The 20,822-nt window shown below is 69.4% G+C and carries 17 protein-coding genes and 1 pseudogene; 9 read left to right on the top strand and 9 right to left on the bottom strand.

The annotated features are described in order from the left end of the window. Positions 1–125 precede the first annotated feature (125 nt). From RZ1_RS04460 to RZ1_RS04450, 3 genes are read left to right on the top strand one after another with little or no spacing between them, the layout of a single operon-like run. The gene (locus tag RZ1_RS04460; RefSeq protein WP_072809596.1) at positions 126–1,334 is read left to right on the top strand and encodes an MCE family protein; all 1,209 of its coding nucleotides are present in this window, start codon (positions 126–128) and stop codon (positions 1,332–1,334) included. After that, complete coding sequence (locus RZ1_RS04455) at positions 1,331–2,452, top strand: MCE family protein (protein WP_174565165.1); 1,122 nt, start codon at positions 1,331–1,333, stop codon at positions 2,450–2,452. The genes RZ1_RS04460 and RZ1_RS04455 overlap by 4 nt, the downstream gene beginning before the upstream one ends. Beyond that, positions 2,449–3,591: an MlaD family protein gene (locus RZ1_RS04450; RefSeq protein ID WP_072809595.1), complete on the top strand. Its 1,143-nt coding sequence runs from the start codon at positions 2,449–2,451 to the stop codon at positions 3,589–3,591. Before RZ1_RS04455 ends, RZ1_RS04450 begins: the two co-directional genes overlap by 4 nt. Positions 3,592–3,639: 48 nt before the next feature. On the opposite strand, the gene RZ1_RS04445 is transcribed toward RZ1_RS04450, so the two are convergent. The 4 genes and pseudogenes from RZ1_RS04445 to RZ1_RS04430 all read right to left on the bottom strand — a co-directional run bounded on the left by RZ1_RS04445 (position 3,640) and on the right by RZ1_RS04430 (position 8,385). Further along, positions 3,640–4,770, bottom strand: a complete 1,131-nt coding sequence (locus RZ1_RS04445; RefSeq protein ID WP_072809593.1) for a nitronate monooxygenase — start codon at positions 4,768–4,770, stop codon at positions 3,640–3,642. A gap of 180 nt (positions 4,771–4,950) precedes the next feature. Beyond that, positions 4,951–6,189, bottom strand: coding sequence for a CaiB/BaiF CoA transferase family protein (locus RZ1_RS04440; RefSeq protein ID WP_072809592.1), 1,239 nt, complete (start codon positions 6,187–6,189; stop codon positions 4,951–4,953). Between the two features lie 25 nt (positions 6,190–6,214). Continuing rightward, positions 6,215–7,350: pseudogene (locus RZ1_RS04435) on the bottom strand (aldehyde dehydrogenase family protein). Positions 7,351–7,359: 9 nt separating this feature from the next. Beyond that, complete coding sequence (locus RZ1_RS04430) at positions 7,360–8,385, bottom strand: homogentisate 1,2-dioxygenase (RefSeq protein WP_238072047.1); 1,026 nt, start codon at positions 8,383–8,385, stop codon at positions 7,360–7,362. A gap of 12 nt (positions 8,386–8,397) precedes the next feature. Between RZ1_RS04430 and RZ1_RS04425 the strand changes: the two genes are divergently transcribed. Together RZ1_RS04425 and RZ1_RS04420 are read left to right on the top strand one after the other, a co-directional pair. Continuing rightward, positions 8,398–8,805 (top strand): hypothetical protein, encoded by a 408-nt coding sequence (locus RZ1_RS04425; protein WP_072809590.1) that lies wholly within the window; start codon positions 8,398–8,400, stop codon positions 8,803–8,805. A gap of 38 nt (positions 8,806–8,843) precedes the next feature. After that, the gene (locus RZ1_RS04420; RefSeq protein ID WP_072809753.1) at positions 8,844–9,425 is read left to right on the top strand and encodes a TetR/AcrR family transcriptional regulator; all 582 of its coding nucleotides are present in this window, start codon (positions 8,844–8,846) and stop codon (positions 9,423–9,425) included. A 3-nt stretch (positions 9,426–9,428) separates the two neighbouring features. Here RZ1_RS04420 and RZ1_RS04415 read toward each other — a convergent pair whose 3' ends face one another. Next, positions 9,429–10,223, bottom strand: coding sequence for a DUF2249 domain-containing protein (locus RZ1_RS04415; RefSeq protein WP_072809588.1), 795 nt, complete (start codon positions 10,221–10,223; stop codon positions 9,429–9,431). 56 nt (positions 10,224–10,279) lie between these two features. Between RZ1_RS04415 and RZ1_RS04410 the strand changes: the two genes are divergently transcribed. The 3 genes from RZ1_RS04410 to RZ1_RS04400 are packed head-to-tail and all read left to right on the top strand — an operon-like array spanning position 10,280 to position 14,642. Beyond that, positions 10,280–11,005, top strand: a complete 726-nt coding sequence (locus RZ1_RS04410; RefSeq protein WP_072809586.1) for a helix-turn-helix transcriptional regulator — start codon at positions 10,280–10,282, stop codon at positions 11,003–11,005. Then, positions 11,002–12,087 carry a DUF8744 domain-containing protein gene (locus tag RZ1_RS04405; RefSeq protein ID WP_072809584.1) on the top strand — a complete coding sequence of 362 codons (1,086 nt, stop codon included), beginning with the start codon at positions 11,002–11,004 and terminating at the stop codon, positions 12,085–12,087. The genes RZ1_RS04410 and RZ1_RS04405 overlap by 4 nt, the downstream gene beginning before the upstream one ends. Then, complete coding sequence (locus tag RZ1_RS04400) at positions 12,084–14,642, top strand: multicopper oxidase domain-containing protein (protein WP_072809583.1); 2,559 nt, start codon at positions 12,084–12,086, stop codon at positions 14,640–14,642. Before RZ1_RS04405 ends, RZ1_RS04400 begins: the two co-directional genes overlap by 4 nt. A 72-nt stretch (positions 14,643–14,714) precedes the next feature. On the opposite strand, the gene RZ1_RS04395 is transcribed toward RZ1_RS04400, so the two are convergent. After that, on the bottom strand, positions 14,715–15,827 hold the full coding sequence (locus RZ1_RS04395; protein WP_072809581.1) for an NAD(P)H-dependent flavin oxidoreductase: 1,113 nt from the start codon (positions 15,825–15,827) through the stop codon (positions 14,715–14,717). A gap of 12 nt (positions 15,828–15,839) precedes the next feature. Then, a complete protein-coding gene (locus RZ1_RS04390) occupies positions 15,840–17,498 on the bottom strand; it encodes an acyl-CoA synthetase (protein ID WP_072809579.1) in 1,659 nt (552 codons plus the stop codon). Between the two features lie 77 nt (positions 17,499–17,575). Between RZ1_RS04390 and RZ1_RS04385 the strand changes: the two genes are divergently transcribed. Further along, positions 17,576–18,412: a crotonase/enoyl-CoA hydratase family protein gene (locus RZ1_RS04385; RefSeq protein ID WP_072809577.1), complete on the top strand. Its 837-nt coding sequence runs from the start codon at positions 17,576–17,578 to the stop codon at positions 18,410–18,412. A gap of 204 nt (positions 18,413–18,616) precedes the next feature. Here RZ1_RS04385 and RZ1_RS04380 read toward each other — a convergent pair whose 3' ends face one another. After that, on the bottom strand, positions 18,617–19,573 hold the full coding sequence (locus RZ1_RS04380) for a hypothetical protein (protein WP_072809576.1): 957 nt from the start codon (positions 19,571–19,573) through the stop codon (positions 18,617–18,619). Between the two features lie 209 nt (positions 19,574–19,782). Beyond that, entirely contained in the window at positions 19,783–20,820 is a 1,038-nt protein-coding gene (locus RZ1_RS04375) for an LLM class F420-dependent oxidoreductase (protein ID WP_072809574.1), read from the bottom strand. Positions 20,821–20,822 lie beyond the last annotated feature (2 nt).

The raw sequence follows: 20,822 nt of genomic DNA, 5'->3' as shown, positions 1-20,822 counted from the left end.
CTCGGGGAGGCCGTCGCCTCCGGCCCGTTCTTCAACTCCTACATCCAGAACCTGCTGCCGCTCGAGGTGATCGAACCGGCGCTGACCGACGCGCTCGAACGGGCCGGTGCGAGCGGAGGTACCCCGTGAGCCGCATCCGTGCGCTGCTGCCGTGGCTGATCCCGCTCCTCGTGCTCGGCGCGGTCGCCGTCGTGTCCTACGGGATCGCGCCGTGGCGGTCGGACCACGAGTTCACCGCCGAATTCACCTCCGCCCGTGGCCTGTACGTCGGGGACGACGTGCGCGTGATGGGCGTCGACGTCGGGCGGGTCACGGGCCTCGAGCCGCACGGCGACCGCGTGCTCGTCACGTTCGAGATCGACGCGGACCGGCCGGTGCCCGCCGAGGTGCGGGCCGCGGTGATGGCGCCGACGCTCGTGTCGGCGCGATTCGTCCAGCTCGCTCCCGCCTACACCGAAGGCCCCCGGCTCCCTCCCGGCTCGACGATCCCGATCGAGCGCACCGCCGTGCCGGTCGAATGGGACGAGGTGACCCGGCAGCTCGCCGAGCTGACCGCCGAACTCGGACCCGCCCCGGACGACCCGCAGGGACCGCTCGGCGAGGTCCTCGACGTCGCCGCGAGCAACGTCGAGGGCCGGGGTACGGATCTGCGCACGACCGCCGAGGAACTGTCGGCGGCGCTGCGCACCGTCTCGGACGGTCGCGGCGACCTGTTCGCGGTCGTCCGCAACCTGCAGGTGTTCGTCGACGCGTTGTCGAACAGTCACGAACAGATCGTCTCGTTCAACAACCGGATGGCTTCGGTGACACAGATTCTCGACGCCAACCGCGACGACATGGGCGCCGCGCTGGGCTCGCTGGACACCGCCCTCGACGATGTCGGCCGGTTCGTGCGCGACGACCGCGAGCGGATCGGCGGCACCGTCGACCGGACGAGCGAACTCGCCGAGACACTCGCGGCTCAGCGCGACGGGGTCGCGCAGGTCCTCCACGTCGCGCCGACCGCGCTGTCGAATCTGCAGGGCATCTACCAGCCCGCGCACAACAGGGTCGTCTCGGCGCTGTCGTTGACCAACTTCGCCAACCCGGTGCAGTTCATCTGCTCGGCGCTCGCGGCTGCGGAGGACGTCGACGCGCACACCGGATCGGAACTGTGTGTGCAGCAGCTCGGCCCGATCCTGCATCTGCTCGCCGTCGACTACCCCCCGATCATGATCAATCCGACCCGGGGCGTCGGCGCTCTGCCCGGCCAGCTCGTGCACACCGAACCGGGCCTGGCCCCGGTGTCCTCCGGCTCCGAGCTCGAGGACCTGCTTCTTCCGGGAGGGCGATGAGAACCGCGCGCACGGCCCTGCTGCTGGTGCCGCTCGTCCTGGCCACGAGCGGGTGCGAATGGCGCGGCGTGAACTCGCTGACGCTGCCCGGCACCCGCGGTCACGGTGACGGCGCCCACAGCGTCGAGATCGAGATGCCGAACGTGACGACGCTCGAACGGAATTCGCGGGTCCGGGTCGCAGATGTCACGGTCGGGCGAGTGGACGACATCCGGCTCGACGCCGATCACGCGGTCGTGACGGTGGTGCTCGACGGCGCCACCGAACTGCCCGCGAATGCGACCGCGAGGATCGGGCAGACCAGCCTGCTCGGGTCCGCACATCTCGAGCTCGCCCCGCCGATCACCGAACCCCCGACGGGCACCCTGGAGGACGGTGACGTCATCCCGCTCGAACGCGCCGGTCGGTTCCCCACCACCGAGCAGACCCTGTCGGCGTTGTCGCTGGTGCTCAGCGGCGGCGGCCTCGCCCAGGCGCAGGAGAACTCCCGGGAACTGAACCTCGCCCTGGGCGGCCGGCAGGAGTCGGTACGAACCCTGCTCGGGCAGCTCGACGTCGCGCTCACCGGTCTCGACGATCAGAAGGCGCAGATCGTGGGGGCGACGGAATCCCTCGACGCGCTCGCGGTCGAGGTGTCCGCACAGAACGACGTGCTCGCCGACGCCACCGACACCCTGGCCCCGGCGCTGACCGAGTTGTCCGATCGCCGCGAGGATCTGACGCAGGCACTGACGTCCCTCGGGGATCTGGGACGGATCGCCGGCGATCTCGTCGACGCGTCCGGGGACGACGTGGTCGCGAATCTCCGCGACCACGAACCCGTGATGGCCGCGCTCACCGCTGCCGGCGATTCACTCACCGAGTCGCTCCGGTACCTGCTCACCTTCCCGTTCCCCATCGACACCTACCGCAACGCGGTGCGCGGCGACTACGCGAACGGCACGGTGATCCTGGACCTGACGCTGCCGACCCTCGAGAACGCGCTGCTGCTCGGCACCCCGTTCGAGAACGCGCTCACCGGCCCGCCCGCCGCGGTCCCGGCCGCCCCGGACGTCGCCGACCCGGCCGCCACGGACCCGATGGGTCTGCTCGCCCGACTGCTGGGGGTTCCTCGATGATGCCGTCCGTCCGCAACCGGCTGATCGTGTTCCTGGCGATCGGCCTCGTGGCGATCCTCACCGTCGCGCTGTGGTTCGTGCAGGTTCCCGGGCAACTCGGCATCGGGCGTTACGACGTGCGCCTCGACCTCGCCGACGGCGGCGGCCTGTACCCGACCGCGAATGTCACGTATCGAGGGGTGACGATCGGCCGGGTCACCGGCGTCCGGATGACCGTCGACGGTGCCGAGGCCACCCTCTCCCTCGACTCGTCGGTGCCGGTCCCGGCGTCGACGGCGGTAGAGGTGCGCAGCATGTCGGCGATCGGCGAACGCTTCGTCGACCTGGTGCCGGGCGACGAGAACGCGCCGTACCTGGCGGGCGGTGACGTCCTGCCCCGCGACCGCGTGACACTCCCCGAGCCGGTCGACCGCGCCCTCGACCGGCTCGACGGCACCCTGCAGTCGGTCGGGTCGGATCGGCTGGCGCTCCTGCTCGATGAGGCGCACACCGCGATCGGCGCGTCCGGCGACGACCTGCGGACACTGGTGGATTCGGCCACTGCGGTCGCCGGGGAAGCCGCGGACAACGCCGACGAGGTGCGCGCGGGTTTCCAACGGATCGAACCGACGCTGCCGCTCTTGCTCGCCAACCTCATCTCGGTCGAACAGGTTGCCGCCGTGTACAACCCGGGCATCGAACAGATACTGGTGCTGTTCCCGTCGATCATGGCGTCCACCCAGTCCGCCGCGTTGCCGAACGTCGACAACCCCTCGCAGAACACGTTCTTCGTCAACTCGTACAACGACCCGCCGCCGTGCATCGAGGGCTTCCTGCCGCCCGGACAACGGCGCTCCCCCACCGAGCTCGACGTGCCGGAAACACCCGCCGGCCTGTACTGCAAGCTACCGTCGGACGATCCGGTCGCGGTGCGCGGTGCCCGGAATCTGCCGTGTCTCGAGTTCCCGGGCCTGCGTGGGGCGACGGTACAGACCTGCCGGGACCAGGCGGTCGAGCAGGGCGTCGCGGGGGCCGTCGCAGGAACCTACGATCCGATCACCGGGGTGTACATCGGGCGGGACGGAACCCGTTACGCACCGGGACGTCTCGCGCTCGGGGGTCCGCAGACGCTGGAGGATCTGCTGCTGCCGACCGGGTAGCACACGTCCGGTGCGGCGCGAGAATCGTCGCGCCGCACCGGACGGGGATCAGGCGTTGGCGGCCTCGTTGAACTGTTCGAGGGTTCCGGTCGCGTCGAGGTACTCCTGCACCCAACGTTCGATGACGGCGGCCGACTTCTCGACCTTGGTGAGCTGGCCGACGACCTGACCGACGGGATTGAACGCCACGTCGACGGTCTCGTCCGGATACTTGTGCGTGGCCGCGACCGCCATCCCGGACACCATGTACTGCAATGGCATTCCCAGCGGCGCGGGGTTGCCTTCCTTCTCCCACGCCTCGGTCCAGTCGTTGCGCAGCATGCGGCAGGGTTTGCCGGTGAACGAGCGGCTGCGCACGGTATCGCGGCTGCTGGCCTTCGCGTAGGCGGCCTGCTGGACGGCGGTGTTCTCCGCCTCCTCGACCATCAGCCACTGCGAGCCCGACCACGCGCCCTGCGCGCCCAACGCGAGTGCGGCGGCGATCTGCTGGCCGCTGCCGATACCGCCGGCGGCGAGCACCGGGATCGGCGCGACCTCCTTGACGACCTGCGGCCACAGCACGATCGAGCCCACTTCACCGCAGTGGCCGCCACCCTCGCCGCCCTGGGCGATGATGATGTCGACACCGGCGTCGGCGTGCTTGCGGGCCTGGGCGGGCGAGCCGCACAGCGCGGCGACCTTGCGTCCGGCGTCGTGGATGTGGGCGATCATGTCGGCAGGCGGAGTGCCGAGCGCGTTGGCGATGAGCGTGACCTTCGGATGCTGCAGCGCGATCTCGACCTGGGGGGTCGCGGTGGCCTCGGTCCAGCCGAGCAGCTGCAACGCGTTATCGTCGCCCTCGGGAAGCGGCACGCCGTGGTCGGTGAGGATCTTGCGCCCGAAATCGAGGGTCTCCTGCGGCACCATCGACTGCAGCATCTTCGTGAGTTCTTCGGCGGACAGGTTCGAGTCCATGCCCTCGTACTTGTTCGGGATCACGATGTCGACGCCGTACGGGTGGTCGCCGATGTGCTCGTCGATCCAGTTCAGCTCGACTTCGAGCTGCTCGGGCGTGAACCCGACGGCGCCGAGGACGCCGAAGCCACCGGCCTTGGAGACGGCCACGACGACGTCGCGGCAGTGGGTGAACGCGAAGATGGGGAACTCGATACCGAGTTCGCCGCAGAGCGGGGTGTGCATTCGGCACTCCTTCAAGGACGCGAGTCGCATACTGGAACGTGTTCTACTCTAGTTGCGGAGTGCCGAAATGGGGAGGCCCCCGCACCACCCGATGATCGGAACCTTCACCCGGTCAAACCGAGTATTGGTTCCCACCACCCGGGGAGCGGGGGCCGCGGGCCAGGCAGAGGGTGCCCGGCGTCAGATGGTGCCTGCGTCCTTCAACTCCGCCTGCTGCTGCTCGGTGAGGCCGAGCAGCCCGCCCCACACCGCGGCATTGTCGTATCCGGCGACCGGTGCACCGGCGCGGCGTACGCCACCGGGGGTTCCGGCGAGCACTGGGACGACGCCGGGACCGAGAACCTCGGATCCGGTGCGCTCGTCGTGATGCTCGACGAGCATGCCGCGCGCACGGAACTGTTCGTCGGCAGCGACCTCCGCGACGGTATTGACCGGTCCCGCAACCACTCCGGCGGAAGCGAGATGCTCGAGCAGGTCGGCGAGCTTCCACTGCGACGCCCAGGCGCCGATCAGGTCGTCGAGCTCGTCCTGGTGCACGCCGCGCGCGAGATGATCGGCGAATCGCATGTCGTCGGCCAGTTCGGGGCGGTCCATCGCGGCGCACAACCGGCGGAACACGGTGTCCTGGTTGGCGGCGATGACGATCCACATGTCGTCGCCGGTGCGGTACAGGTTCGACGGGGCGATGCCCTCGAGGCGGGTGCCGGACGGTCCGCGTACCACCCCGGCCGCGTCGTAGTCGGGGATCACCGATTCCTGGATGGCCAGGCAGGATTCGGTGAGTGCGACGTCGACGACCTGCCCGCGTCCGGTGCGTTCGCGGGAGACGAGCGCCGCGAGGATGCCCTGGACGGCGAACATGCCGGCCAGGGAATCCCCGAGCGACAGCGCCAGCCGCGGCGGGGCCTGGCCCGGATAGCCGTTGAGATGACGCAGGCCGGACTCCGCCTCGGCGACCGAGGCGTATCCGGCTCGCCCCGCCTTGGGTCCGGTCTGCCCGTAACCGGACACCCGCGCGAGCACGATCCGCGGGTTCACGGCCGCGAGCTCGTCGTAGCCGAGCCCCCACCCCTCGAGGGTGCCCGGCCGGAAGTTCTCGACCACCACGTCCGATTCCGCGACGAGCCGGCGGAACAGGCCCTGCCCGTCGGCCGACCGCAGGTCGAGGGTCACGCACCGCTTGTTGCGGGCGTGCACGGTCCAGAAGAACCGGTGCCCGTCCTTCTCGCCCTGACCCCAGGTGCGCAGCGGGTCGGGTCGCTTCGGATCCTCGATCTTGATGACGTCGGCGCCCATGTCGCCGAGCAGCCGCCCGGCGAACGGGCCGGCGATCAGGGTGCCCAGTTCGAGCACCCTGATGCCGTCGAGCGCACCCGCCGGTGTTGTCGGGTCCTGATGCGCCGGGTCATGCTGTGTCACTGCTGTTTTCCGTTCGTCTCGCGGGTCAGTACCCGAGGTGGACCGTCTTCTCCTCGGTGAACGCCTCGAGACCGCTGCGGCCGAGTTCACGCCCGATACCGCTGGCCTCACGTCCGCCCCAGGGCAGGCTCGGGTCGGGAACACCCCAGCCGTTGACCCACACGGTACCGACCCGCAGCTGCGGGATCACGCTGTGCACGGTCGACAGGTTCTGGCTGAAGATGAACGCGTTGAGCCCGTACTTGGTGGTGTTCGCCAGGCGTACCGCCTCCTCGGTGGTCTTGAACGTGATGACGGTGGCGACCGGGCCGAAGATCTCCTCGCGGGCGATCGTGAGGTCGTTGTTCCCGCGGAAGACGGTCGGCTCGACGAAGAAGCCGCGGTCGCCGACACGGACGCCGCCGGTGAGCAGCTCGGCGCCCTCGGCGCGGCCCTTGTCGATATAGCCGAGGATCCGGTCGAGCTGCTTGCGGTTGACGATGGTGCCCTGCGTGGTCGCGGCGTCGAAGGGGTCTCCGACCACGGCTCCGCGCGCGAACTCGACGAGACCCTCGACGACCTGGTCGGCGATGGATTCGTGCACGATGACGCGGGTGCCGGCCGCGCACACCTGGCCCTGGTGGTAGAAGTTGCCCATCACGACGGTCGGGTTGTTCCACGGGGTGATGGCCCCGACCACGCCGAGCGGCTGGCGCAGGGTGTAACCGAAGCGGTGCTGGGGTCCCACGTCGGGCAGCAGCATCGCCTCGCCAGCGATCTTGTCGGCCCACCCGGCGTAGTGGCGGAACGAGGCCGCCGCGGCCGGGATGTCCCCGGCGACGGTGTCGGCGTACAGCTTGCCCATCTCGGCGGTTTCGAGGGCGGACAGTTCGGGCGCGTGCTGCTCGATGAGATCGGCTGCACGCGAAAGGATACGGCCGCGCTCGGCGCCGGGCATCTGCGACCACGCGCCCTCGTCGAAGGTGGCGCGCGCGGCGTCGACGGCGACGTCGATGTCCTCGGCTCCACCGGCGGCGACCTGTGCGACCGCGCCTCGGTCGCCGGGTTGACGGAGGTGAAGGTTGCGCCGGAACGGGCCGGGACGGCGCGGCCGCCGATGCGCAGCAGCGGTTCCGGCACCACGACGGGGTGTGGGGCGGTCGCTGCGGTGGTTTCGGTCATCTGGGACTCCTAGGGTGAGGGCGGAGCGAAGCGACGAGCGAGGCCGGACCACGACGAGTCGTAGTCGGGCTGACGGTGAGCCGCCGCGAGGGCGGTGTCGGTGACGGCCAGCGGCAGCCGGATCTCGAGCATGAACGACATGGTGTTGTCGAGCCGGACGGGGGTGAGTTCGGCGGCGCTCGCGCGTTCGAAGGTCTCGACGTCGGGTCCGTGGGCGCCCCACTGGTTGTGCAGCGACGCACCGCCCGGCACGAACCCCTCGGCTTTCGAATCATGCTGTCCGCGAACCAATCCCATGAACTCGGTCATGACGTTGCGGTGGAAGTGCGGCGGCCGGAAGGTGTGCTCGCCGACGACCCAGCGTTCGGGGAACACCGCGAAATCCACGTTGGCCTGCCCCGGGATCGAGGTGGCCGAGATCAGGACGGTGAAGATCGACGGGTCCGGATGGTCCCAGCCGCCGGTGGTCATGACGTTGAACCGGGAAATGTCGTACTTGTACGCGCCGTGCGTGCCGTGCCACGCGACGACATCGAGCGGCGAACGGCCGAGTTCGGTCGCCCACAGGTGGCCGCCGAACTTCTGCACGAGTTCGACGGTGCCGGTGCGGTCCTCGTACCACGCCGTCGGATACAGGAAATCGCGGGCGTGGGCGAGGCCGTTCGCGCCGATCGGTCCGAGTTCGGGCAGTTCGAATGCGGCGCCGTAGTTCTCGCACACATAGCCGACGGCCGAATCGCCGCGCAGTTCGACGCGGAATCGCACCGCCCTTCCGATCACCGCGATCTCACCGGGGGCGACCGTCAGGCGCCCGAATTCGGTGCACAGCAGCAGTTCCCCGTCCTGCGGGACGAACAGTATCTCCCCGTCGGCGTTCACGAAGTAGCGGTCCGCCATCGACTCGGTGATCGCGTACAGGTGCACGGCGATTCCGGTGCGCGCGACCTCGCCACCGCACTCGAGGGTGCAGGCATCGTCGACGTCGTCGCCCACGGCGTCGGCGGTCTCGTCGTCCAGCGCTATCTGCAGGACCACGGAGCACGGTCGGTGCGGTCGCTGACGACACTCGGCCCGATGTGGGACGGCACCGAGATCGGCGGGCTCGCCGCCACCGAGGAACTCGGCCGCCGGATCGGCACGTACGACCTGGTGCTGAGCCTCGAGAGGCCGCTGGTCGACCCGGTCTGCGCGGGCTGCCGCGAGGTCATCCACGGATCGGACCTGTTGCGTGATCTGCGCGCGCGGGAACTGTCCACCGACGGCGTCCGCTACACGGACATCGTCTCGACGTGCGACGGATTCGTCGTTCCGGCCACGGGTGCGTCGATGCCGGGAACGGCCGTCGTCGCGCTGCAGGACCACGATCCCGGGAACTGCGCCGGACACTTCGCGTTGCCGCGGGATCGCCTCGCACGCGCACTCGCGCTGGACGCGGTCGGTCGCGGCGGCGTGTAGGCTCGGCGCGGTCGAAGACGGACGAGGGAGTGGTGGACGTGGCGCGGCAATCGTCGGAGACCGGGCGTCCGGCGGAGCGGCGGAAGCGGCTTTCGCTCGAGGATTGGACCGAGGCCGGACTGCATCTGCTCGTCACCGAAGGCCGTGCGGCGGTGAAGATTTCCCGGCTCTGCAAGGAAATCGGCGTGACCAAGGGCAGCTTCTACTGGCACTTCGACGACATCGACGAGCTGATGAAGGCCATCGCGACCCGCTACGCGTCGCAGGAGAACGACGCCGCCCGAGGCCTGACCAGCCTCGAGGAACTGCCCGTCCGCGAGCGGCTGGCGCGGATGGGCACGATGCTCGTCGACGAGCGGGCCTGGGCGGCGGAGGCGGCGGTGCGCGAATGGGCCCGCACCGACCCGAAGATCGCCGCGTCCGTACGCGCACTCGATCAGCGGATCATGTCGGTGATCGAGAATGCCTTTCTCGAACTGGGTTTCGACGAGCGCGCTGCCCGCGTGCGCGCCGGAACGCTCGTGTACGCGGGCATCGGTTTCGTCTACGGCCGGGACAGTCTCACCACCCCGGCCGTCGACGAGATCCAGGAACTCCTCGCCGTCCTCACCACACGGTGACGGTCACCCGCGGGTGAGCCGCAACCGCCACACATCGGGTCCGCGCTGCTCGTAGTCGACGGCCAGTGTGCCGTCGGTTCGTTCGACGAGTTGACGCAGCAGCGGAATCGGGTCGTGCGAGGCGACCAGTACGAGTGCGCCGCCGGCGGGGACCGCGTCGAACGCACCGAAGACCGTCGCGTGCCGGATCGCGTGCGGAATCTCGCGCACGTCGAGTACCGGGTCGGGTTCGTCCTTCTCCCCACATGTGCAGGCGTGGGCACCGTGCCCCTGTTCGGGCGCATGGTCGTCTGCGGGCGCGTGTTCGCCGTGTTCGCCGAGCAGGTCGTGCATTCCCTCGACGGCACCGGCGAGCGAAACGTCCGGGTCCGCGGCGACCACCGGCAGGATCCGATCGTTCTCGTCGACGAGGTGCGCATCGAACATGCTGCGCAGCGCGTACCCGGCGGCCGCGGCGCGAGTCGGGGACACCTCGTGCTCGATGCGGTCGACGAGCGCCGCGATACGCCGGTGAACGGCGATCATGGACTCGACGAGCAGTTTCGCGTCGACGCGGCGGGCTGCGGCAGGGTAGAGAGTCTGTTCCTCCGCGATAGCGTGCGGCAACAGAGTGCCGGTGAGGTAGTCGACCACGGCGCGGCGGGCGACCTCGGCATCCGTGTTCGTCTCCACCGCGTCGAGCAGTGCGTCGGTGAGATGCGCGATTCTCCCGGCGATCTCGGCGTGATGGTTCCTGATGGCGTCGACGGCGTGCGCGTCCTCCGCAGTGGCCGCGACGACGACGTTGTCGGTGGTCATTTCCGCTCTCCTTGTGCAGGTGGCCGATCACCCACCAATTTACTACAGTTATTTCCGTGGAAAATAGTGATCTCCTCCTCGGGCCCCGACCGACGCCCGCAGCGGCGTCGCTCCCGGCTCTGTCGCCGCAACGGATCACCGTCCTCGACGACGTCCGCGCCCACGGCGCCACCCGGATCAACGACATCGCCGAACGCCTCGGCCTGCACCCCAACACGGTGCGCGAACACCTCGACGCACTCGTCGCCGACGGCCTCGCCGAAACCACCACCGAACCCGCCCGCGGACGCGGCCGGCCCGCCAAGGTGTTCCGGTCGACCCCGGCCGCCGACCCGAGCCCCGCGAGCCGCGAGTACGCGGGACTCGCCATCGCCCTCGCCGGACACCTCGCGCGCACCAGCCTCGACCCGGTGACCGACGCCCGCGCCGCAGGCCGGGACTGGGGTCACGAACTCGCGCGCGAATCCGGTTGCAGCCCGGATGATCCGCGCGGATCGGCGCTCGCTCTGCTCACCCGGCTCGGGTTCGATCCGCACGACGCCGGCCGCGCAGGCGGCATCGCACTGCGGCAGTGCCCACTGCTCGATGCCGCGCGCCGCTACCCCACCGTGGTGTGCCAGGTACACCTGGGCATCGTCGAAGGCGCGCTCGAGGAGATCGGCGCCGCGACCGGACCCGGACTCGACCTGCTGCCCTTCGCCGAGCCCGGGGCATGCCGGCTGTTCCTGCCCGATCCGGCGTTTCCCAGCCCCGCACTGCTCGACGGCCGGGTGCCACGATGACACCCGTCCCGCTCCGCGTGCTGCTGCTGATTCCGGGTGGGCTGGCCCTGCTCGCCGGCCTCGACGCCGCGCTGCTGCTGCTCGACCTGCCCGCCCCGATCGACACCGCACGACTGCCCGAAATACACGGAATCCTGCTGGTGCTCGGGTTCGTCGGGACGGCCGTCGCGCTCGAACGTGCGGTCGCGCTGGGCCGTCGCGCCGGATACCTCGCTCCGCTGCTGCTCGGCGTCGGCGGGATCGTGATGGTCTCCCCTGCACCACAGAATATTTCGGGAGTGCTGCTGTTCGCGGGCACCGCGGCGCTCGTCGCGGTCTATGTGCCGCTGTGGCGCCGGGCCGCGGACCCCGCGGTCCTCGTCCAGGCCGGCGGCGCCGTTCTCGGGGCCGGGTCCGCACTGCTGTGGCTCGCGCACATCCCGGTCCCCCAACTGCTGCCGTGGCTGTGCACATTCCTGATCCTCACCATCGCCGGGGAACGCCTGGAACTGGCCCGGGTGGCGACACTCGGGACCCGCGCCGAACCGCTGCTGGTCGCGATTTCGTGCGCGATCGTGGCGGGCACCGTCGGCACGTTGCTGTGGCCGTCGGCCGGCTATCCGCTGCTCGGCGCCGCGCTGCTCGCCCTCGTCGTTTGGCTGGCGCGCTTCGACGTCGCGCGCCGCACCGTCCGCGCGGCCGGGCTGACCCGCTACATGGCCGTGTCCCTGCTCGCCGGGTACTGCTGGCTGATGGTCCCGGCGCTGACCTGGCTTCTCGTCGGGGTTGTCCCGTCCGGTCCCGGCTACGACGCGGTGGTGCATTCGGTGATGCTCGGCTTCGTGATCTCGATGATCATGGCGCACGCCCCCGTGATTCTTCCCGCGGTGGTGCGCCGCCCGTTGCCGTACACCCCGCTCCTGTACGGACCGGTGGTGCTGCTGCACCTGTCGTTGTTGCTACGCATCGCGGTCGGTGACGTGCGCGGCATCGACCCTGCCGTCACCGCCGGCGGCGCGCTCGGCGTCGTCGCGATCCTCGCGTTCGCCGTCGTCGCGGCCGGCTCCTCGCTGCGGCCCGCACGTCAGGAGGTTCCGGCGTGAACGAACGCGGAAACTGGCATCTCCGGGCCGGATCGGTCGTCGTGGCGTGGCTGGCCGCGCTCGTCGTCGTGTCCCTCGGGCACCGGTGGATTCCGCAGTCCGGCTGGCTGCTCGTGCACGTGCTCGGTCTCGGTGCGGTGAGCAACGCGATCCTGATCTGGAGCGGCCATTTCACCGATGCGCTGCTGCGTCGTCCGGCGGGTTCGCGGCGCGCCGACACCGCGCGCCTGCTGATGTTCAATGCCGGTGCGGTCGCCGTGGTCGCCGGGATGATGTCCGGATGGTGGCCGGCCGTGCTGGTCGGCGGCTGCGTCGTCGCGGTCGTTGCCCTGTGGCACGGCACGACACTGCTGCGCCGACTGCGGTCGGCGTTGCCGTCCCGGTTCGGACACACCGTGCGCTACTACGTCGCCGCCGCGGCGTTGCTGCCGGTCGGCGCGGGAATAGGTGTGGCGATGGCCGATTCCCGGCTGCCGAGCGAAGCGCACGAGCGACTGATCCTCGCGCACGCGGCCGTCAACGTTCTGGGCTGGGTGGGCCTCACCGTGCTCGGCACCCTCGTCACCCTGTGGCCGACGATGCTGCGCACGCGTATGGCGAAGCGCGTCGAGGACGCCGCGCGACGTGGTCTGCCGGCGCTGCTGGCGGCGCTCACGGTCGGGGTCGCCGGTGCGATCGCGGGGCAGCCCGTCGTCACGGCCGTCGGCGTCCTGGGCTATCTGGCCGCCGCTGGCTACGTGCTCGAGCCGCACCTCGACGAGATCCGGCGCAAGCATCCCGGCGACTTCGCGACCCTGTCGGTGCTGGCCGGTGTGCTGTGGCTGTTCGGCGTCCTGGTGTACCTGACGGTCGGCCTGGCGACCGCGACAACTGCGTTCGAGGCCACCGAGGTTGCGAGCGCGGTGACCGCGGCGTTGCTCGCAGGGTTCGTCGCGCAGGTGCTGCTCGGCGCCCTCACCTACTTGACTCCCGTGGTCATCGGGGGCCGGGCGGCGGTGCAGGCCGCGATGACCGAACTCGAACGCGGCGCCCCCTGGCGGCTGTCCGTCGCGAACGCGGGACTGGTGCTGTGCGTGCTGCCGGTGCCGAGTCTCGTGCGCGTGGTGTGCTCGATGCTGGTGCTGGTGGCATTCGCGTCGTTCCTGCCGCTGGTCGTGCGCGCGGTGCTGGCAGCCCGCCGCATGCGGGGCGTGCCGTCCGCACCGGGGCTGCGTGAGCCCGTGCCGGCTGCGCGGCGGCTCGGCATCGCGGCCGCCGGTGTCGGCGTGGTGGTGTTCGCCGCGGCCGGCGGTGTCGCGGCCGACCCGGCGGCCGTGGGCATTTCGAGTGTCGGGGCGGTGGAGGTCGCGGAGACCGGACACACCACCGAGATCCAGGTGCGCGTCGAGGACATGCACTTCGTGCCGAACGTGCTCGACGTCCCGGCGGGTGACCGTCTGGTGATCGACTTCGTCAATTCCGGTGAGGATCGGCACGATCTGGTGCTGGCCGACGGAAAGCGCACGGGCCGGATCGCGCCGGGAGAATCCGCCGTCCTCGATGCGGGGGTGATCGGCGGCACCGTCGACGGCTGGTGCTCGGTCGCCGGTCACCGCCAGATGGGGATGACGCTGCAGGTTCGCACCGACGGGGACGCACCCGCACCGCACAGCGGACACGACACCGCGACGGCGGACACCGTGGACGTCTCGCGTAGCCTCACGATCGACCCCGGCCCCGGGTTCGTCCCGTACGACGCGACCGCACCGGCACCGCGGCCCGATCACCGGATCACACTGCCGGTCTCGGAGGTGGAGCGTGAGGTGGCGCCGGGGATCACGCAGAAGTTGTGGACGTTCGGTGGCACCGCCCCCGGTCCGACGCTGCGCGGCCGGATCGGCGACGTCTTCGAGATCACGCTCGTCAACGACGGGACGATCGGGCATTCGATCGACTTCCACGCCGGTGCGCTCGCCCCGGACCGTCCGATGCGCACGATCGCACCGGGCGAGTCGCTGGTGTACCGGTTCACCGCGACCCGCGCCGGAATGTGGCTGTACCACTGCTCGACGATGCCGATGTCGGTGCACATCGCCAACGGCATGTTCGGTGCGGTGATCATCGATCCCCCGGAACTGCCTCGGGTGGACCGCGAATACGTTCTCGTGCAATCGGAGCTGTATCTCGGTACCCCGGGCGGAGAGGTGGACGCCGCGAAGCTTGCCGCCGGAACCCCGGACCTGGTGGTGTTCAACGGGTACGCGAATCAGTACGACCACGCTCCGCTGCAGGCCCGTGCCGGTGAACGCGTCCGGATCTGGGTGCTGCCCGCAGGTCCCGACCGCGGCACGTCGTTCCACGTGGTCGGCGGGCAGTTCGACACGGTGTGGTCCGAGGGCGAGTATCGGCTGCGGCCCGGCACCGGCGGCGCGCAGACCCTCGGATTGTTCCCGGCGCAAGGCGGATTCGTCGAGCTCGAGTTTCCGGAGCCGGGTCGCTATCCGTTCGTCACGCACGCGATGACCGACGCCGAGAAGGGCGCGCACGGCGTCGTCGAGGTGCTTCCCCGGCCGTGACCATCGAGTCGCGGCACGCAAGTGCCCGGGACGGATTCTCCGTCCCGGGCACTGCACCCTCCCCCGGGTCTTCTAGCGTGCCGCGTCGAGGCGGTCGACGGTCCTGTCGTATTCCGCCACCAATTCGGCGATGATCTCGGCGACCGGCCGGATCTCGTTCATGCGGCCGACGATCTGTCCCGCAGGCATCGCGACGACCTCGGGGTCGCTGCCCGCCGAGATCCGCTGGTGCGCCTCGCTGACGAGAATGTTCTGCAGCGGCATCGGCAGCGGCGCCGGCGCGTCGGGTTTCGCCCACGCGTCGGTCCATTTCGTCTTGAGCAGCCGCGCGGGCTTGCCCGAGTAGATGCGCGAGCGCACCGTGTCCGCGGAGGTCGCGGCGAGCAGCGCCCGCTGGATCGCGGTGGGTCCCTTGTCCGCTCCGCCGAGCTTGTACTCGGACGTGGTGAGCCAATACGAGCCCATCCACACACCGGATGCTCCGAGCGCCAGCGCCGCCGCGATCTGGCGACCGGAGCCGATGCCACCGGCGGCGAGCACCGACGCGGAATCACCGAGCGCGTCGACGATTTCGGGCCACAGCACCATCGACGCGATCTCGCCGGTGTGGCCGCCGGCCTCGTATCCCTGTGCGATGACGATGTCGACGCCGTTCTCGACGTGCCGCTTCGCGTGGTCGACGGCGCCGGCGAGCGCCGCGACCGGGACACCGTGTTCGTGCGCGAGGTCGATGACGTCCTTCGGCGGGGAGCCGAGCGCGTTGGCGATCAGCGCCGGACGGTGTGCGAGTGCGACGTCGACGTGCGACCGCGCCACCGAATGCAGCCAGCCCAGCACGCCCGTGGCGTGTTCGGCGTCGTCCCCGAGCGGGGGCACCCCCAGTTCGGTGAGGGTGCGGTCGACGAATGCGCGGTGCTCCGCGGGGATGAGCTTGTCGAGGTCGACGGCACTGCCCTCGGTGGGCACCTTGGCGGGCATCACGATGTCGACGCCGTACGGCTTGCCGTCGGTGTTGTCGTCCATCCAGGTGAGCGTCGCGTCGAGCTCGTCCGGATCGTTGAACCGCACGCACCCCAGGACACCGAGCCCACCGGCCCGGCTGATCGCCGCGGCCACGTGCTCCGACGGGGTGAACCCGAAGATCGGGTAGTCGATTCCGAACTTCTTGCTGAGGTCGGTCTGCATCCGCGGTCCCTTCTATCCGGCCGCGGCCGCGGAGCTGTTGGCGTAGTCGTCGTCCGCGGGACGCGAATCGGTCTGCTCGAGCGCCCAACGGTAGTCCGGCTTGCCGGCCGGGGACCGCCTGATCTCGTCGACGTACCAGATGCTGCGCGGCACCTTGTATCCCGCGATCAGGGTGCGGCACGCGTCGGCGAGCGCGTTCGCGGACGGACGCCGGCCGTCGCGGGTCGCGACGACCGCGGCGACGCGCTGGCCCCAGCGCTCGTCGGGAACACCGACGACGAGGACGTCGAACACGTCGGGGTGCGATTTGAGGGCCGCCTCGACCTCTTCGGGATAGATCTTCTCGCCGCCGCTGTTGATCGAGACCGAACCACGGCCCAGCATCGTGACGCTGCCGTCTGCCTCGACCGTCGCGTAGTCGCCGGGAATCGAGTAGCGGACGCCGTTGATCTCACGGAAGGTGGCCGCGGTCTTGGCCTCGTCCTTGTAGTAGCCGATCGGGATGTGGCCGCTGCGGGCAATCTGACCGATCTTGCCCGAGCCCGGCTCGACCGGGTTGCCGTCGTCGTCCAGCACCGAGGTGGACGCGTCGATCTTGACCGTGGGCGCACCGACATGCGACTGGCCCTTGGTAACGAATCCGATGCCGCCGAAGCCGGTTTCGGACGAGCCGATGGAGTCGGAGATCACCCGGTTCGGCAGCAGGTCGAGGAACTTGTCCTTCAGCGCCGGCGAGAACAGCGCCGCGCTCGAGCCGATGAAGAACAGGCTCGAAAGGTCGTAGGGCTGACCGGTTTCCGGGTGCCCCTCGTCGAGGGCGTCGAGCATCGGCTGCGCCATCGCGTCGCCCGTGATGAAGATGAGGTTGACCTTGTGCTCGTCGATGGTCTGCCACACAGCGTGGCCGCTGAACTCGGCGAGCAGAACGGCCTTGCCGCCGCCGAACAGCGCCTGCAACGTCGCCCACTGCGCGCCGCCGTGGATCATCGGCGGGATCGGCAGGCGGACCAGGCCGGCGTTCTCGGCGCCCTGCTTCGCGAGATCCCACTCGTCCTGGACGTATTCGCCGGTGGCGAAGTTGATGCCGCCGCCGAGCACGCGCCACACGTCCTCGTGCCGCCACATGACGCCCTTCGGGGAGCCGGTGGTGCCACCGGTGTAGAGCATGTACAGGTCGTCGGGGCTGCGCTCACCGAAGTCCCGCCCGGGCGAGCTCTGTGCAAGCGCGGCCTCGTACTCGACCGCCCCGGTGGCCGAGTAGTCGAGATCGGTGCCGTCCTCGACGACGAGGACGGTCTTCAAGTGCGGGACGGAGGGCAGCACGTTCGCGACCTTGTCGGAGTAACGACGCTCGTGCACCAGCGCCACCATGTCCGAGTTGTCGAAGATGTACTGCAACTCGTTCTCGACGTATCGGTAATTGACGTTGACCATCACGGCGCGGATCTTGAACACCGCGATCATGGCCTCGATGGCCTCGATGGTGTTGCGCGAGTAGATGCCCACCTTGTCACCCGGCTCGACGCCGTGTTCGAGCAGGTAGTGCCCAAGTCGGTTGGCTCGTTCCTCCAGCTGCGCATAGCTGATCTCGCGACCCTCCGCCGCGAGCGCGACGCGGTCCGGAACGAGGTCGATTGCATGCTCTACGAGGTCTGCGATGTTAAGGGCCACGCCAACAAAGTAGAACGTGTTACCGTTTCTGACAAGAGCTGAATGAGATCCAGTTCACAACACCTCAGGAGTTCTCAGTGTCCACTACCGCGCCCTCCGGCACCACCGAATCTTCGGACATTTCGGAACGCGCACCGCACTGCCTCGTCGAGCAGCGCGGCCACGTACTCATCGTGACGATGAACCGTCCAGAGGCCCGCAACGCCCTGTCGGGTGAAATGATGGGGATCATGGCCGAGGCGTGGGACCGCGTCGACAGCGATCCCGGGATCCGCGTGGCGATCCTCACCGGCGCGGGCGGCGCGTTCTGCGCGGGCGCCGACCTCAAGGACATGAACAAGTCCGCCCCCGGCGACAAATTCGAAGGCGGCGGCTGGGACCTGTCGAAGCTCCCCGCCCTGCTCAAGGGCCGTCGGCTCACCAAGCCCCTGATCGCCGCCGTCGAGGGCCCCGCCATCGCCGGTGGCACCGAGATCCTGCAGGGCACCGACATTCGCGTTGCCGGGGAGAGCGCCAAATTCGGTGTGTCCGAGGCAAAGTGGGGACTGTTCCCGCTCGGCGGCTCCGCGGTCCGCCTGGTCCGCCAGATCCCGTACACGATCGCCGCGGACATCCTCCTCACCGGCCGCCACCTGAAAGCGCCCGAGGCGAAGGAGATCGGGCTGATCGGTCACGTCGTCCCCGACGGCCGAGCACTCGACAAGGCCCTCGAAATCGCCGAAACCATCTCCGCGAACGGCCCCCTCGCCGTCCAGGCGATCCTCGAGACCATCCGCAAGACCGAAGGCATGCACGAGGAAGAGGCCTTCCGCATCGACGCCGAACTCGGTGCCGCGGTGTTCAAGAGCGCCGACGCCAAGGAAGGCCCCCGCGCCTTCGCCGAGAAGCGCGCGCCGAAATTCACCGGCGCCTGATCTTCTCGTCGTCCACCTCCCCCTCCCGCACTCCCCTTTCTCCTCCGGGTGCCCATCCGCCTCCGGGTGCCCGTCCGCCTCCGGGTGCCCGTCCGCCTCCGGCGGTCCGAGCGAATGTATCCCTCGTCTCCTTCAATCGACTGGGTGTACCACTCGTTCACATGCAGGGAGTGCGGGGAGGGTGTCGCAGCCGGGATGCCCGGTTCACTCGCCGGGAATCACGACTCGAACGTTCGGACGTGGACGCGACCGCGCCAACTCGAAGTGCCGGACCAACTCGGCCACAACCCGATCCGGGCTGTCCCGAAGTGCACTGGGCGCGGTCGCCAGAACGATGATGCCCAGACCCTGCATTCTCGTCCGGCGCTCCAGCGTCCTCTTGTAGTCGGCCGGCGAGAGGTGCCATGCGAGCGAGTCGACCTCCCACGCCATCGCGACCTCGTCGATCCAGCCGTCGGGACGCGCGACGAAATTGCCGTGGGCATCGACGACGTCCCGGTTGAACACCATCTCCGGTAACCCACTGCGCAACCAGAGTTTCCGTGCGTGCGCTTCCGGGACCGAATGTACGTTCGCCGCGACCTCCCGCAGCACCGTCCGGGGAAACGCCGAACCTCGACCGCTCCCGACCTCGAGCTCCTCCGACAACTCCGGGACCGTCACCGCTCTCCGTTGCACGACTTCGGCGATCAACGCACGCGTCGCGTCGAGTGTCGTGCAACGACGTGCCGCGTCGAGAACGGCACGAACGAGTGGCGCACAGCGAAGCCCCTGGCGACTCACCTGTTCCGGCATGCGGTGCGTACGTTCTACCAGCACGAATCCTTTCGACTGGATGCGCTGGTCCGCCGGGAGCAGGATGTGGGCGTCGTGAGCGGCGCTTTCGAATCCGTATTCACGTAGCGCCGCACGTCCCGTCAGGATGGCCGTGTCGCCGCCGTACATCAACGCGGCAACGGACCGCTGACGGTTGCTCAGCCGGCCATTGCGCAGGTGGATGATCCCCGGAAGCACGCGCTCCCAGGGACCACCGGGTCTGCATCGCTGATGGATTGCCGAACCCGACACCCCGTTCCTCCGTAGCGTCGCGTCGGCGATGATCCCGCGGTTCGCGATCCGGATCAGCATCTCGGGATCCTCGCCCCACTCCCCTCGTCTCATGGACCGATCATGCGATGCCGGTAGCGACGCTGAGCCGCCGAAAGCACCACTACCGCCGAAGCTGTGGAGAAGTTGCCCGCCTGTGGACAACTACCCGACTCGGGCGGGTTCTCCCGCAATGTGGAGTGAGCGAGTGGTACACCCAGTCGATTGAAGGAGACGAAGGATACATTCGCTCGGATCCGCCGGAGGCGGACAGTAGCGGACAGTCAGCGCAGCACGACGTCCGCCAGCGACCGCACGTGGTCGGCGTCGCGGCAGGCGACGAGCAGCATCGTCACCCCCGCATCCTCCCACCGTCGCACTCCGTCCCGAACCTCGTCCCGGTTGCCGACGATCATCGTCTCGGTCACCATCTCGTCCGGAATAGCCTCGGCCGCTGCATCTTTGCGGCCGGATCGGAACAGCTCGGTCACCTCGTCGACGACCGCGTCGTAACCCATGCGCCGGTACACCTGGGCGTGGAAGTTCAGTTCGGGGGCACCCATGCCGCCGATGTACAGCGCCATGATCGGCTTCTGCGCAGCGAGGGTGGCGGCGCGATCATCGGTGACGATGACCTGGCACGTCGCCGCGATCTCGAAATCCTCGCGGGTACGGCGGGCACCGGGGCGGGCGAAGCCCTCGTCGAGCCACTTGTTGTACATGGGCGCCAGCCGCGGCGAGTAGTAGATGGCGAGCCAGCCGTCGGCGATCTCCGCGGTGAGCGCGACGTTCTTCGGCCCTTCGGCACCGAGCCAGATCGGGATGTCGGCGCGCAGCGGATGGGTGATCGGCTTGAGCGGCTTGCCGAGTCCGCTCGCACCCTCACCGGTATAGGGCATGGGGTAGTGAGGCCCGTCGCTCGTCACCGGTTCCTTGCGATCCAGGACCTTTCGGACGATGTCGACGTATTCGCGGGTGCGCGCGAGCGGCTTGGCGAACGGTTGCCCGTACCAGCCTTCGACGACCTGCGGCCCGGAGACACCGAGTCCGAGGATGTGTCGGCCGCCGCTGAGGTGGTCGAGGGTCAGCGACGCCATCGCGGTGGCGGTCGGTGTGCGCGCCGACAACTGGACGACGGAGGTGCCCAGACGCAGCCGTTCGGTCGCCGATCCCCACCAGGCGAGCGGGGTGTACGCGTCCGAACCCCAGGACTCCGCGGTGAACACCGCGTCGTAGCCCGCGGCCTCCGCGGCAGCAACGAGTTCCGGTGCGTTCGCGGGCGGCTGCGCGCCCCAGTAGCCGAGCTGCAATCCCAGTTTCATAT

Origin of the sequence: Rhodococcus zopfii NBRC 100606 = JCM 9919 (assembly GCF_001895025.1) — a bacterium.
GTDB lineage: Bacteria > Actinomycetota > Actinomycetes > Mycobacteriales > Mycobacteriaceae > Rhodococcus > Rhodococcus zopfii.
This window is presented reverse-complemented; position numbering and strand designations above follow the sequence as displayed.